General features: G+C 63.5%; 14 protein-coding genes and 1 pseudogene. 12 read left to right on the top strand and 3 right to left on the bottom strand.

The features are described 5' to 3' along the window. The 11 genes and pseudogenes from BLU35_RS32095 to BLU35_RS32145 form a co-directional block, all read left to right on the top strand. The coding region (locus BLU35_RS32095; RefSeq protein ID WP_176907527.1) for a transposase at positions 1-296 on the top strand (296 nt) is incomplete at its 5' end. Positions 297-313: 17 nt separating this feature from the next. Further along, positions 314-565, top strand: a pseudogene (locus BLU35_RS32100) (IS110 family transposase); the annotation flags it as partial. A 95-nt stretch (positions 566-660) separates the two neighbouring features. Continuing rightward, entirely contained in the window at positions 661-3,177 is a 2,517-nt protein-coding gene (locus tag BLU35_RS32105; RefSeq protein WP_093236131.1) for a heavy metal translocating P-type ATPase, read from the top strand. Positions 3,178-3,279: 102 nt separating this feature from the next. Next, positions 3,280-3,750 (top strand): Cu(I)-responsive transcriptional regulator, encoded by a 471-nt coding sequence (cueR, locus tag BLU35_RS32110; protein WP_058323520.1) that lies wholly within the window; start codon positions 3,280-3,282, stop codon positions 3,748-3,750. Between the two features lie 96 nt (positions 3,751-3,846). Then, a complete protein-coding gene (locus tag BLU35_RS32115; RefSeq protein ID WP_112948611.1) occupies positions 3,847-4,239 on the top strand; it encodes a hypothetical protein in 393 nt (130 codons plus the stop codon). A gap of 199 nt (positions 4,240-4,438) precedes the next feature. Further along, complete coding sequence (locus BLU35_RS32120; RefSeq protein ID WP_093236133.1) at positions 4,439-4,669, top strand: hypothetical protein; 231 nt, start codon at positions 4,439-4,441, stop codon at positions 4,667-4,669. Further along, entirely contained in the window at positions 4,666-6,129 is a 1,464-nt protein-coding gene (locus BLU35_RS32125; RefSeq protein WP_093236134.1) for a TolC family protein, read from the top strand. Before BLU35_RS32120 ends, BLU35_RS32125 begins: the two co-directional genes overlap by 4 nt. A gap of 14 nt (positions 6,130-6,143) precedes the next feature. Beyond that, entirely contained in the window at positions 6,144-7,481 is a 1,338-nt protein-coding gene (locus BLU35_RS32130; protein ID WP_093236135.1) for a multicopper oxidase family protein, read from the top strand. A 50-nt stretch (positions 7,482-7,531) separates the two neighbouring features. Then, positions 7,532-8,017, top strand: a complete 486-nt coding sequence (locus BLU35_RS32135) for a cupredoxin domain-containing protein (RefSeq protein ID WP_093236136.1) — start codon at positions 7,532-7,534, stop codon at positions 8,015-8,017. Positions 8,018-8,044: 27 nt separating this feature from the next. Next, positions 8,045-8,338, top strand: coding sequence for a copper-binding protein (locus BLU35_RS32140; RefSeq protein WP_093236137.1), 294 nt, complete (start codon positions 8,045-8,047; stop codon positions 8,336-8,338). Positions 8,339-8,428: 90 nt separating this feature from the next. Then, the gene (locus BLU35_RS32145; protein WP_502688200.1) at positions 8,429-8,887 is read left to right on the top strand and encodes a DUF411 domain-containing protein; all 459 of its coding nucleotides are present in this window, start codon (positions 8,429-8,431) and stop codon (positions 8,885-8,887) included. Between the two features lie 119 nt (positions 8,888-9,006). Here the strand turns inward: BLU35_RS32145 and BLU35_RS32150 are convergent, their stop codons facing one another. Both BLU35_RS32150 and BLU35_RS32155 read right to left on the bottom strand, forming a co-directional pair. Beyond that, positions 9,007-9,408 carry a VOC family protein gene (locus tag BLU35_RS32150; RefSeq protein WP_093236139.1) on the bottom strand — a complete coding sequence of 134 codons (402 nt, stop codon included), beginning with the start codon at positions 9,406-9,408 and terminating at the stop codon, positions 9,007-9,009. 145 nt (positions 9,409-9,553) lie between these two features. Next, positions 9,554-10,255 carry a phosphoribosyltransferase gene (locus BLU35_RS32155; protein WP_286161698.1) on the bottom strand — a complete coding sequence of 234 codons (702 nt, stop codon included), beginning with the start codon at positions 10,253-10,255 and terminating at the stop codon, positions 9,554-9,556. A 172-nt stretch (positions 10,256-10,427) separates the two neighbouring features. On the opposite strand from BLU35_RS32155, the gene BLU35_RS32160 reads away from it, so the two are divergent. Continuing rightward, positions 10,428-11,603, top strand: coding sequence for a M20 aminoacylase family protein (locus BLU35_RS32160; RefSeq protein WP_093236162.1), 1,176 nt, complete (start codon positions 10,428-10,430; stop codon positions 11,601-11,603). A gap of 135 nt (positions 11,604-11,738) precedes the next feature. Here BLU35_RS32160 and BLU35_RS35400 read toward each other — a convergent pair whose 3' ends face one another. Beyond that, entirely contained in the window at positions 11,739-13,496 is a 1,758-nt protein-coding gene (locus BLU35_RS35400) for an adenine deaminase (RefSeq protein WP_176907529.1), read from the bottom strand. Positions 13,497-13,514: the final 18 nt, after the last annotated feature.

Below are 13,514 nucleotides of genomic sequence, written 5' to 3' on the forward strand. Positions count from 1 at the left end.
GGCACGTCGATCACGACGCGCACGCTATCCTCATCATGGATCAGGCAGGCTGGCACATGTCCAACAATCTCGTCGTGCCCGAAAACATCACCATCCTGCCATTGCCGCCGAAGTCGCCGGAGCTCAACCCGGTTGAAAACCTCTGGCACTTCATGCGCGACAACTGGCTCTCAAACCGCGTCTTCAAATCCTACGACGACATCGTCGATCATTGCTGCGATGCCTGGCGAAAGCTCGAAAGCCAGCCCTGGCGCATCATGTCTATCGGCCGCAGAGAATGGGCCAATGAGTTTTGATCAGTGAGGGGCCGTATAAGCATGCGGTGGCGGCTGGCGACGTCGCCGGCATGCTGGGACGTTTTGCTGAACTCAAGAGGAAGGCGCGGGCGCGCACCGGGCGGTGCTTTCCGATCATTGTCGTCCAGGAGGCTGGGCTAGACGGCTTTTGGATCCATCGGGTGTTGGAGGCCGAGGGGATCGAAAGCCACGTCGTCGATCTGGCCTCGATTGCAATCTCGCGCCGTCGGCGGCGGGCGAAGACCGACAGGATCGACGGCGAAGCCCTCGGTGGGAACGCAGCGGAGAAAGTTCGGCAACGCCCTTGACCTTCCCATCGTTGGAAGCTCCATCTTGTGACAAAGACAGCGAAAGGAGCACGATCATGGGATCGGTGACCCCCATTAGAACGAACAATCTCGAAGCGATTTCCGCGGCCGCGCTGAGTGCGAGCATACCCGTCGAGGGCATGACCTGTGCGTCCTGCGTCTCCCGCGTTGAAAAGGCGATCCGCGCCGTGCCCGGTGTCACCGAAGCCTCGGTCAACCTCGCAACGGAACGCGCCGATGTTCGCTTCGATGCCAGCACCAAGTCCGCCGACATCGTCAAGGCGATCGAAAACGCAGGGTACGGCGCCGCCGAAGATACGATCGAGCTCACCATCGAAGGTATGACCTGCGCCTCCTGCGTCGCCCGCATCGAAAAGGCGCTGAAGGCGGTGCCGGGCGTCACGGAAGCCAATGTCAATCTTGCGACCGAGCGCGCCTCCGTACACGTTACGACGGGCATCGCAACGGCCGCCGCGCTCGAGGAGGCAGTGCGCGTTGCCGGCTACGCCGCCAAGCGCATCACCGGCGACGAAAGCGTCGACCACGAAGGCGAGAAGCGCGAACAGGAGACCCGACGGCTCGCACGCTCGCTGCTGATCGCCGGCGTCCTGACGCTGCCGATCTTCGTGCTCGAAATGGGCTCGCACTTCATCCCGGCCGTGCACGATTTCGTCATGACCAATATCGGCATGCAGGAAAGCTGGTATCTGCAGTTCGTGCTGACGACGATGGTGCTGTTCGGCCCGGGCCTGCGCTTCTATGAGAAGGGAGTCCCCGCCCTCTTCCGCCTGGCGCCGGACATGAATTCGCTGGTCGCGATCGGCACGTCGGCGGCCTGGATCTATTCGGTCGTCGCAACCTTTGCGCCGGATCTGCTGCCTGACGGCACTGCCAACGTCTACTACGAGGCCGCGGCCGTCATCGTCACCCTGATCCTGCTCGGCCGCTTCCTCGAAGCACGCGCCAAGGGCCGGACATCCGAAGCGATCAAGCATCTGATGGGCCTGCAGGCAAAGACCGCCCGCGTGGTCCGTAACAGCGAGACGATCGAGGTCCCGCTCTCCGACGTCACCACCGGCGACACCGTGCTGGTGCGCCCTGGCGACCGGGTGCCGGTCGACGGCAGCGTCATCGACGGCAACTCCTATGTCGACGAATCGATGATCACGGGCGAACCGGTTCCGGTTGAAAAGATCGCCGGCAGCGAGGTGGTCGGCGGCACGATCAACAAGACCGGCTCCTTCACCTTCCGTGCCACCAAGGTCGGCGCCGACACGGTGCTGGCGCAGATCATCCGCATGGTCGAACAGGCCCAGGGTGCGAAGCTGCCGATCCAGTCGCTGGTCGACCGCGTCACCGCCTGGTTCGTGCCCGCAGTCATCGCCATCGCGCTTTTGACCTTCGGCATCTGGCTGGTCTTCGGCCCCGATCCGGCCCTGACCTTCGCGCTCGTTAACGGCGTCGCAGTGCTGATCATCGCCTGCCCCTGCGCCATGGGCCTTGCCACCCCGACGTCGATCATGGTCGGCACCGGCCGCGCCGCCGAGATGGGCGTACTCTTCCGCAAGGGCGAGGCACTGCAGACGCTGCGCAATGCCGCCGTCATCGCCGTCGACAAGACCGGTACCTTGACCAAGGGACGGCCTGAACTGACCGACCTAGAAACCGCAGCAGGCTTCGACCGCGATACCGTTCTGGCACTGGTCGCCGCCGTCGAAACCCGCTCCGAGCATCCGATCGCCGAAGCAATCGTCGAGGCAGCAAAGACACAGGGCCTGGCAATCGCCGAGCCGGCGAAGTTCGAGGCCATCCCCGGCTTCGGCGCCAGCGCCGAAGTCACGGGCCGCACCGTCCATGTCGGCGCCGACCGGCTGATGGCGCAGTTGAAGCTCGACGTTTCCGCTTTCGCCGAGCAGGCGACCCGCCTGGGTTCCGAAGGCAAGAGCCCGCTCTATGCGGCGATCGACGGCAAGCTGGCGGCGATCATCGCAGTTGCCGACCCGATCAAGGAAACGACGCCGCAGGCGATCCGTATGCTGCACGATCTCGGCCTGAAAGTCGCGATGATCACCGGCGACAACCGCCGCACCGCCGAAGCCATTGCCGCCAAGCTCGGCATCGACGAGGTCATCGCCGAGGTCCTTCCCGACGGCAAGGTCGCAGCGCTGAAGAAGCTGAAGGAAGGCGGACGCGCGGTCGCCTTCGTCGGCGACGGCATCAACGACGCGCCGGCGCTGGCCGAAGCCGATGTCGGGCTGGCGATCGGCACCGGCACGGATGTCGCCATCGAAAGCGCCGACGTTGTGCTGATGTCCGGCGATCTGTTCGGCGTCCCGAATGCGATCGCACTGTCCAAGGCAACGATCCGCAACATCAAGGAGAACCTGTTCTGGGCCTTCGCCTATAATGCGGTGCTGATCCCGGTTGCCGCCGGCGCGCTCTATCCCGCCTATGGGCTCCTGCTGTCGCCGATCTTTGCAGCCGGCGCCATGGCGCTGTCGAGCGTCTTCGTGCTCGGCAACGCCTTGCGACTGAGAGCGTTTCGCCCGGTAGCGGCAGGACGCGCGGCGTAAGATCGACATTCTCCCCGGCTTCCTGCCACAGCATGGCGGAAGCCGGGGAGAGCCCTTATATTCGAAGGGAATGGCCGCGAAGGCGGCTGCAAGGATGAAATCATGAATATCGGCGAAGCTTCACGCGCCTCCGGCGTCTCGACGAAAATGATCCGCTACTACGAGACGATCGGCCTGATCCCGCCGGCCGACCGCAGTGAAGCCGGCTACCGCAACTATGGCGACAACGACGTCCATACGCTGCGTTTCATCCGCCGCTCACGCGATCTCGGCTTCACCGTCGAGCAGATGGCCGACCTCCTGGCGCTCTGGCGCGACCGGTCGCGTGCCAGCGGCGAGGTCAAGAAGATCGCCCTCGAACATGTCGAGATCCTGGAACGCAAGGCGGAGGAGCTGAAGGCGATGAGCCGGACGCTCAAGCATCTCGCGGCCCATTGCCATGGCGACGGACGCCCGGACTGTCCTATTCTTGACGATCTGGCCGATGCCGGGAACACCCCAGCAAAGCAGGCGGAGCCCGCCCGTTTCGGCACGGCCGGCATCGATCCTGTTCGCAACCGGCGCCGCGGATGACGTGGTCCCATGCGCTCGGCAAAGTCTCACGCATTTGTGACGGTGCGAAGCGCAGGCGGCATTGACAGGAATCGCGAGCGTTTCTACGGATCGACTATGGAAAAGGTGCGAACCACATATCTGCGTTTGCTGATTGTGTTGAAGCTGGCGATCGCGGTGTCGCTCGCCTTGCTGCCCTATTCCACCGCATCCGGCATGACACACGCGGCCGCGCATGGCGCGATGCAGATCGAAGCGTCCTCGGACAACCCGATCCAGGCAGCGGCCGAGCATTGCCCGAGCCTCGACAAGGGCAAGGTGAAGCCGACCCAGGATAGCGGCAAGGCCGACAAGAAGGATTGCTGCAAGACCTTCTGTGCCGCCGTTGCAGTCCTTGCCGATACCGGCGCCAGCCATCCCGTTTTCCCGCGCTCCATCCGCAACTTCGGACCGCAGCCGCAGCTGACCCCAGGTGAGCTCGACGGCCTTCATCGCCCCCCAAGAGCCTGACTTCTGAATTCGTGACCGCTACTGCATGTTTCCTTTGGTCGTAGCCGATTGAAGGGCAAGAGCCTGCAGCAATGCAAAGCACAGCGGCCCTTGCGCGCCCGTTGAGGCGCACGGCGCTGTAGCGCGGTCCGCGACGAGGCCCGCCCGGACTGTTGCCGGTCGGTCGCCGACCTCTGCCATTCACATTTCAGGTTTGACCATGAATCGATTGTTTTCCATGGCGCTCCTGCCCATGATCCTGGGCGGATGCGCTGCCACCTTGCCTGCCGAGGTCTCAGGCCTTGCCGATGCCGCCGACAGCTCGAGCGGCATTCGGAACACGCAGTACCGAAGCCCGATCTCGGGCTACACCCAGCGCGAGCCGATCGGCCCGAAGCCGTGGGGTCCGCTGAACGACGTCCAGTCGCCCAAGAAGGGAGACGCGTCATGATGAGCCGCAAGATCAAGCTGGCGGCCCTCATCGGCCTGCTGCTCGTGCTCGCAGGCTGCGCGACCAACGCCGAATATTCGGCCAGGGACGCTGGCTTTACGACGGTGGATGCGAAGGTTGCGACAGCTGCGACCAAGAAAAGCGTCTGGATCCAGAACCGAGCACAGGCGGACAAGGTCAATGCCGAGGTCAAGGCGCTCTTGAAGCGCAAGACGATCGACGCCGATACCGCCGTCCAGATCGCGCTTCTCAACAACAAGGGTCTTCAAGCGGCCTACGCCGATCTTGGTGATGCCTCGGCGGACGCCTGGCAGGCGACGTTGTTCCTCAATCCGACGGTATCGATCGGCACGTCCGGGATCGGCGCGCCGGAACTCGAAGCCTACCGCGCAATCGAGGGCCTGGTTACCACCAACATCCTGGCACTTCTGACCCGCGACAAGACCATCGCCATTGCCGATGCTCGCTTTCGCCAGGCGCAACTTTCAGCAGCGCTCAGGACCCTGGAACTTGCCGCTGAAACCCGTCGCGCCTGGATCGAGGCCGTCGCTGCGTGGGAAACCGTCAGCCAGCTGAGCCGTGCTCAGATTGCCGCAGACGCCTCCTCCGAACTCGCCGCCAAACTGGGTGAGACCGGCGCCATGGGCAAGGGCGCGCAGGCGCGGGAGCATGTCTTCAACGCCGAACTGGCAGGACAGGCAGCCGAGGCGCGCCTTGCCGCCAGACTTGCCAAGGAGAACCTCACGCGCCTGATGGGCCTGTGGGGATCCGATGTCGACTACCAGGTGCCGAACCGCCTGCCGGACCTGCCGAAGACGCTTGCCCGCAAGGATAGCATCGAGGCGGAGGCGCTGAAGCGACGCGTCGATCTGCAGATCGCCCGCCTCGATCTGGAAGGGGTGGCGAAATCCTACAAGCTGACCGAGGCGACCCGCTTCGTCACCGATCTGGAACTCGTCGCTGGTGCGGAAGCGGAACGGGAGCAAGAGGATCACGGCACCAAGGTCGAGACGACGGGCCAGTTCGAGCTCGAATTCGTCATCCCGATCTTCGACAGCGGCAACGCGCGCATGCGCAAGGCAGAGCTTGCCCACATGCGCTCGGCCAACCTGCTTGCCGAAAAGGCGGTCAACATCCGCTCCGAGGCGCGCTCGGCCTATGAGGCCTATCGCTCGCGCTACGATATCGCCCGCCACTATCGCAACAGCGTCGTGCCGCTGCGCAGCAAGATCGAGGAGGAGGCGACGCTTAGCTACAACGGGATGATCACCAGCACCTTCGAACTGCTGGCCGATGTCAGGGCGAGGGTCGACTCGACCGTTCTCTCAGTCAACGCGAAACGCGATTTCTGGCTCGCCGACACCGATCTGATGACGGCGATCCACGGTGGCGGATCAGGCGGAGCAGCCGAAGCAACGGCGGCCCCCGCGACGGCGGAAGCCGGCGCTGCAGGGCATTGAGAAGGAATAGGATCATGTTCAACAGAAGACACTTCCTTGGTGCCGGCGCGGCTCTCGTTTCCACCGCCGCATGGGCGCAAACCTCCAACTCCGGCCTGCCCGAAGCGGCAAGCATGGACAATGCCGCGACCCAGAAGCCGCTCGTGCCGACGAGCGGACCTGACTACAACCCGGTCGTCACCCTCAACGGCTGGACGCTGCCGCACCGCATGAACAACGGCGTCAAGGAATTTCACCTCGTCGCCGAGCCGGTGGAACGCGAAATGGCGGATGGAATGACCGCCTATCTCTGGGGTTACAACGGCCAGTCGCCGGGACCGACGATCGAAGCGGTCGAAGGCGACCGCGTTCGGATCTTCGTCACCAACAAGCTGCCGGAACACACCACCATTCACTGGCACGGCATGATCCTGCCTTCGGGCATGGATGGCGTCGGCGGCCTGTCGCAGCCGCACATCCCCTCGGGCAAGACCTATGTCTACGAGTTCGACCTCGTGAAGTCGGGTACCTTCATGTACCACCCGCACGCCGATGAGATGGTGCAGATGGCCATGGGCATGATGGGCTTCTTCGTGGTGCATCCGAAGGACCCGGACTTCATGCGCGTCGACCGCGACTTCGTGTTCCTGCTCAATGCCTATGACATCGATCCCGGCACCTACGTTCCGCGCATCATGGAAATGACCGACTTCAACATGTGGTGCTGGAACAGCCGGATCTTTCCGGACATCGACCCGCTGGTCGTCTCCAAGAACGACCGGGTGCGGGTGAGGGTCGGAAACCTCACCATGACCAACCATCCGATCCACATGCACGGCTACGACTTCGAGGTAACCTGCACCGACGGCGGCTGGGTGCGCCCGGAGGCGCGCTGGCCGGAGGTGACGATCGACATTCCCGTCGGCGCGATGCGCGCCTATGAGTTCGACGCCAAGTATGAGGGTGACTGGGCGATCCATTGCCACAAGTCGCACCACACGATGAATGCGATGGGCCACGACATCCCGACCTTCATCGGCGCCGACAAGACATCGGTCGCGGCGAAGATCCGCAAGGTCAAGCCCGACTACATGCCCATGGGAACGGCCGGCATGGCCGACATGGGCGAGATGGAAATGCCGCTCCCCGACAACACGATCCCGATGATGACCGGCTGGGGTCCGCACGGCGCGTTGGAAATGGGCGGTATGTTCTCGGTGGTGAAGGTGCGCGAAGGCATCTCTGCCGGGGATTACAGCGACCCTGGCTGGTACGAAAACCCGCCGGAGACGCAAGCCTGGGAGTGGACCGGCGACCTGCCGGATCTGACACGGGCAAAGGATGCCAAGACCGTGATCACGCCGAAACCATGACGACACGGCTGATTGTTATGAACTCTCTCAAATCGACCAGGAAAACCACGATGAAGAAAACAGCATTCGCTCTGGCGCTCGTTGTCGCCTCTGCCTTCTCCTCTCAGGCGCTCGCATCGGGCAGCCACGCGGGCGGCCACGACAAAGTGTCCGTCGGCGAGCCCGGTGACAGCAAGAAGGCGACGCAGACGATCCGCGTTACGATGAAGGAAACCGACGACGGCAAGATGATCTTCACGCCGGCCACCATCAAAGTCCGCCAGGGCCAGACGGTCCACTTCGCGATCAAGAATGCCGGCGAATTGGCCCATGAATTCGTTCTCGACGACAAGGCGACGATCCAGGAGCACAAGGTCACCATGGAGAAGTTCCCCGACATGGAGCACGACGACCCGAACGCGATCCGGCTCGAGCCCGGCAAGTCGGGCGACATCTACTGGACCTTCACCAATGACGGCACCTTCGAGTTCGCCTGCCTGGTGCCCGGCCATTACGACGCCGGCATGCATGGGCCGCTCGACGTCGTGAAGAAGTAACCCCCGATCATAGAAAAGGATCTGACCATGAAGACCGTAGGTACATTCTTTGCAGCGCTTGCGCTCGCTGCCTCCGCCGCCACCTTTGCCCTTCCCGCACACGCGGCGGAGTTCACCAAGGGCGTCGTCAAGAAAATCGATACCAAGGCCAAGAAGGTGACGATCGATCATGAAGACCTGAAGAACCTCGACATGCCGGCCATGACCATGGTTTTCCGCGTCAGCGACGACGCGGTGCTCGCCAAGCTCAAGGAAGGCGCCTCGATCGAATTCGTCGCCGACCGGGTCAACGGCAAGCTGACGGTGACCGAAGTCAAGTAACCTGCGACAAACGGCCCGGGTCGACATCACCCCGCCCGGGCCGGCACGATGCTATAGTCAGGCAGAACCGGAAAGGAGCGTCCAATGGACGTGTTACGCAGACATTTCGTTGCAGGCGCAATCGCAGGCATCACCCTCTTTGCGACAGCCGCCGCGGCGGCGGCCGGCACCATGGCGATCTACAAGGATCCGCAATGCGGCTGCTGCGAGCAAGGGGCCGAGGCGATGGAGGCGGCCGGCTACACGGTCGAGGTGCACGACGAGGCCGATATGTCGGCGATCAAGACGCGCTTCGCGGTGCCCGCCGACGTGGAAGGCTGCCATACCGCCGTCATCGACGGCTATGTCATCGAGGGGCATGTGCCGCTGGAGGCGGTCCACAAGCTTCTCTCTGAGCGGCCTGATATTGCCGGCATCGCAGTTCCTGGCATGCCCTCTGGCTCGCTCGGCATGGGCAATGATCCGCAGGCGTCCTACGACGTCTATACGATCGCCAAGGCAAACGGTGCGAAGTCGACGGTTTACTATCAGGTTCGTCCGACGAATTAGGGCATTGGCTGCAAAGCGGCAGCGCTTCGGCCCCGAAGCGCCTCGCAAGCATCAAACCTGGGCGCTTCCTCTTTCGTCGGAAGCGTCTGGCCCCCAATGAAGCTCAGCCTCGCAGGAAGCTAGTGCTTCTCCAGTTCGACCGTGGATCCCAACTGCTGCGGCTCCCCGACCTCGACGGCGTGCCCATCCGGATCATAGAAACGGAACACGCGCTGCCCCCAATCCTGCCATTCGACCGGACGGATCAGTTCCACATGGGGCGCGATGCGTGCGAAAGCTGCGTCGACATCATCGTGTTCGAAATACAGGAGCAGGTTTCCTCGCCCATAGGGTTCCGCCGAGGCAAGTTCTTCCCGCCAGACTGTTCGTTCGAGCGAGCGGCCTTCGTGGATGGCAAAGCCGCTCTCGAAGAGGACGAAGTTTCCGAAGTCCTCGCGAACTGTCAGGCCGAGCACCTTCTCGTAGAATTCCCGCGACCGGGCGATGTCTCGGGCGAAAGGGATCGGATTGACGAAGCGCATGGACTTCCTTTCGCGAAGACTGCCGCTCGGATCGAAGCGTGCCTAAAGTTTTCACGTTGAAAGATGGCAAAGAGAATGCCGTTCGCGAAGCCCTCTCGGGCTCGGCCATTTCATGGTTGCGCGCCTGTTCGTGATCTCTACGCTGTCAGGCCGCCTGCCAAGCGCCAGCGTCGCTGCGCGCGAGCATCGGGGTCTGGAAGACGCCAACGACTCGTTCCGGCCAATGTGGCGCGAGTGCTGCAAGTGGCTGGCGCCAGCGCTCGGTCTGCAGCATGGCGGCGCCGATCGCGACCGGCTCGATGCCGCAGGTGTTCATCAACGTCAGGCCCGCAAGGATAGATGTACCACTGGAAATGACGTCGTCGATCAGCGCCACACGCCGCCCCTCGAGAAGTGGAAGCATGCGCGGATCGACATAGAGCCGCTTCTTCTGGTCCGGCGTCGTGATCGAGGAGAGCGGCACCGACAGGTCGTCGACGTACCAGAATTTTCTTGATGTACCGAGCGGCACATAGCGGCTATGGCCGAGCTTGCGGGCGACGGCGGACGCAAGCGTCAGGCCCAATGTCGGCAGGCCGGCAACGACATCGGGCTCGAAGGCGGCAAGCTTTGCCGCAAGCTCGGTTGCCAGCGCATCTTCAACCGCAAAGCTTGCCTGATTGACAATCAGCGAAGCGAGCGCATGCCTGCCATCGGAAAGCGGGCGTATCGGCAGCAGGATCTGGCGCCCGTCGCCGAGCGTTGCCGGGAAGAAATCGCGATACCCCGCCTGAATGTCGAAACTTTTCGGCGGGTAGACCTCCTGCCAGAAGTCGTGGGGCTGCATCGGTCCGGTCCTCGTCTGCACGTTTTCGCCCGAAATGAAAGGCGATCAAAAAAGCCGGCTTGCTGTTCTGGTTCCGGCCGTTTTCGTCTATACCGTTTGCGACTTCGATCAAACCGAAAGGGCGCCACGGGCTGAGCAAAGCGCGCGGAATTCACAAGCTCCTTTGCCGGATGAAACATGGGAATGCCTGCCGATGCGCCTGCCTGACGGAATTACTGACGACCTTGCCTTCCTCACCGACTTCCGTCGCGATCTGCATGCCCATCCGGAGCTCGGCTTCGAGGAGAAACGTACCAGCGATCTCGTTGCCAAATGGCTTGAAGTCGCAGGGCTGAAAGTTCACAGGGGCCTCGGAAAAACCGGTGTCGTCGGCACCCTGCAGGTGGGCAACGGCACGCGCTCGATTGGTCTTCGCGCCGACATGGACGCACTCGCCATGCCTGAAGTCGCCGACCGACCCTACAAGTCCCGCGAAACCGGCAAGATGCATGCCTGCGGCCATGACGGCCACACCACGTTGCTTCTCGGCGCCGCCCGCCATCTGGCAAAGACCCGCAATTTCTCCGGGACCGTGCACTTCATCTTCCAACCGGCCGAGGAAGGCCGCGGCGGGGCGAAACGCATGGTCGAGGACGGGCTCTTCCAGCTTTTCCCCTGCGATGCCGTCTATGGCCTGCACAACATGCCCGGCCTCGATCCGGACGAAATCGCAGTCGTTGCCGGACCGCAGCTTGCCTCCTCCGATAGCTGGCGGCTCACCTTCCGCGGCGTCGGCACCCATGGCGCCAAACCGCATCTCGGCCGCGATCCGGTAACGGCGGCCGGTACTTTCCTTGCATCGCTGCAGTCGATCGTCGGCCGCGTCGTCGACCCGTTGCAGCCGGCCGTCGTCAGCGCCTGCTCCGTACGCGCCGGCGATCCGAAGGCACTCAACGTGATCCCCGACATCGTCGAAATCGGCGGCACGGCGCGCGCCTATACGCCTGAAGTGCGCGACCAGCTCGAAACGGAGATCGGGCGACTGGCCCGCGGTGCGGCGGAAATGTACGGGATTGCGGTCGACTACGAATTCGAACGCCGCATTCCGCCCGTCGTCAACGATGGCGATGCGACCGCCCGGGCTCTGAGGGCGGCTCAAGCCGTCTTCGGCGAAAAGACCCGAACGGCATTTCCGCCCTCGACCGCGGGCGACGATTTCGCGTTCTTTGGGCTCGAAGCCCCCGGCTGCTACGTCTGGCTCGGCAACGGCCCCGCCGTCGATGGCGCGCTGCATCACAACACCGCCTATGATTTCAATGATGCGGCGATCGGGCCGGGCGTTGCGTTCTGGTCGACGTTGGTGGAGCAAGAGTTGCCGCGCGCCGAGTAGCACTCCGGCCGCGAGCAACCGCTTCACGATCGCGTAATATCGGAGAAGCTGAGAACGCCTTTGAACTGAGGCTTTATACGTGCCACGGATTCGAGCGATCATGGCATTGGCCGCCCATGCGGCGGCCAATGTGGCCTACATATCAAGCACGTCGAGAACGGGACTTTCCATCAGCTTTCCCGTCAACACATCGGCAATACCGCGATCGGTCTGGTGCGGGCCTGCGTTGCAGGCAAGCGTCGCTCCGAAACAGGCCTTGAAGACGAGGTAGGGCGGCTGCCAATCGACGATCCGTCCGACAGCATCACGCAGCGCGGCAAAGCCGGATGACACATCGGCCAAGGGCGCATCGGAGACGAGGCCACACAGCGGCAAAGGCAGGATCGCGTCGAGCTTGCCTGCGGATGCCACGGCCATGCCGCCCCCGGCAGCGATAACGGCATTGGCCGCCACCATCATATCGCGGGAATTGCCGCCGAAGGCCGTGAGGTTGTGGCTGTCGTGGGAAACGGTCGTCGCGAATGCGCCGCGCCACGCTCCCCAGCCGGTAAGCAGGCCGACGCGCGGCTTGCTGTCGGCGCGGCCATGGCGGTGAGCAACGGCAATCAGTGTCGCGCCCTGCGGCGGAACGACGAAGCCATTGTCGACTTCGGCCACGACCTCGCCCCATTGGGTGAAGCGCGGTCGGTCGATCGTGGCGACACGCACCTTTGAGCCGGTTGCGGAAATGGCGAAGTCCGTCTCGCGCAACGGCTCGATCTTCATCGTACCGGCAAGCGCTTGGACGTCGGCCTTCGGCACGGCGTCGATCATCTGCCCCGCCAGGGCCACCTGCTTACCGCCCGCGATCACCGTACGGGCGCGAAAGCCCTGGAGATCCTCGAAGATCGCGATATCCGCCCGCCGCCCGGGGGCAACGAGGCCGAGGTCCGGACGACCGAGACGGGTGGCGGCGTTCAGCGTCGCGGCGCGAAGCGCCCATTCCGGTTTCAGCCCGTAGCGCACAAGCCGCCGCACTACGTCGTCCAATCCGCCCGAGTGATCGAGATCGTCGGGAAAGACATCGTCGGTGCAGAGCGTAACGGTCTGCGGCAGGTGGCCGAGCGTGTTCAGTGCCTCAACGAATTCTGGCAGCAGATGATCATGCGAGCCGCGCAATTCGATCGATAGACCGGCGCGCAGCTTGGCCAGTAGATCGTCGCCCGATACGAGCTCATGGTCGGAACTGACGCCCGCAGTGACGAAAGCCTGGAGATCGGCGCCGGCGAGACCCCGCGCATGGCCGTTGACCGGCTTGCCGGCGGCAAGCCCGGCCTGGACGATTGCGCTGATCCGCGCTTCGCCGTCGATGACGCCGCGCATGTTCATCATCTCGGCGATGCCGCCGATTTCTGGCCAACTCAGGATGTCGGCAATCACATCGGCGCTGAAATCTGCGCCGGCGAGCTCCAGGCCGGGTGCGGAGGGCACGCTGGACGGCGCCAAAAGTACTGTGCGCAAGGGCAACCCGGCAATGGCATCCGCGGCCCAGCGCACGCCGGCAATGCCGTTGACATTGCCGAACTCGTGCGGATCCCAGACGACTGTCGTGACGCCACGCGGCAGCACCGTATTTGCATAGGTCGCTGGCGTCACCATCGAGCTTTCGACATGCATATGGGTGTCGATCAGGCCGGGAGAAACAAAGGCACCGGTCGCGTCGATGATGGTCGCCGCATCCTTGCGTACGCCCGGCGCGTGAACGCTCGCGATTAGCGGCCCAACAACACCGACATCTGCCGGGCGGAGTTCACCCGTCACCACGTCGACCAGCGTACCGCCAACAATCAGCATGTCGAACGGTTCGCCTCCACGCGCCGCCGCCACCGCGCGGGTGCGGAGCGCCGCATCCATCAAGTCTTGAGGCTGCTC

The organism is Sinorhizobium sp. NFACC03, assembly GCF_900103435.1.
Classification (GTDB): domain Bacteria; phylum Pseudomonadota; class Alphaproteobacteria; order Rhizobiales; family Rhizobiaceae; genus Ensifer.

Excerpts from the sequence above, each read along its gene's own strand:
- BLU35_RS32105 (WP_093236131.1), top strand. The coding sequence starts at position 661 with ATGGGATCGGTGACCCCCATTAGAACGAACAATCTCGAAGCGATTTCC.
- cueR (WP_058323520.1), top strand. The coding sequence starts at position 3,280 with ATGAATATCGGCGAAGCTTCACGCGCCTCCGGCGTCTCGACGAAAATG.
- BLU35_RS32115 (WP_112948611.1), top strand. The coding sequence starts at position 3,847 with ATGGAAAAGGTGCGAACCACATATCTGCGTTTGCTGATTGTGTTGAAG.
- BLU35_RS32120 (WP_093236133.1), top strand. The coding sequence starts at position 4,439 with ATGAATCGATTGTTTTCCATGGCGCTCCTGCCCATGATCCTGGGCGGA.
- BLU35_RS32125 (WP_093236134.1), top strand. The coding sequence starts at position 4,666 with ATGATGAGCCGCAAGATCAAGCTGGCGGCCCTCATCGGCCTGCTGCTC.
- BLU35_RS32130 (WP_093236135.1), top strand. The coding sequence starts at position 6,144 with ATGTTCAACAGAAGACACTTCCTTGGTGCCGGCGCGGCTCTCGTTTCC.
- BLU35_RS32135 (WP_093236136.1), top strand. The coding sequence starts at position 7,532 with ATGAAGAAAACAGCATTCGCTCTGGCGCTCGTTGTCGCCTCTGCCTTC.
- BLU35_RS32140 (WP_093236137.1), top strand. The coding sequence starts at position 8,045 with ATGAAGACCGTAGGTACATTCTTTGCAGCGCTTGCGCTCGCTGCCTCC.
- BLU35_RS32150 (WP_093236139.1), bottom strand. The coding sequence starts at position 9,408 with ATGCGCTTCGTCAATCCGATCCCTTTCGCCCGAGACATCGCCCGGTCG.
- BLU35_RS32160 (WP_093236162.1), top strand. The coding sequence starts at position 10,428 with ATGCGCCTGCCTGACGGAATTACTGACGACCTTGCCTTCCTCACCGAC.
- BLU35_RS35400 (WP_176907529.1), bottom strand. The coding sequence starts at position 13,496 with ATGGATGCGGCGCTCCGCACCCGCGCGGTGGCGGCGGCGCGTGGAGGC.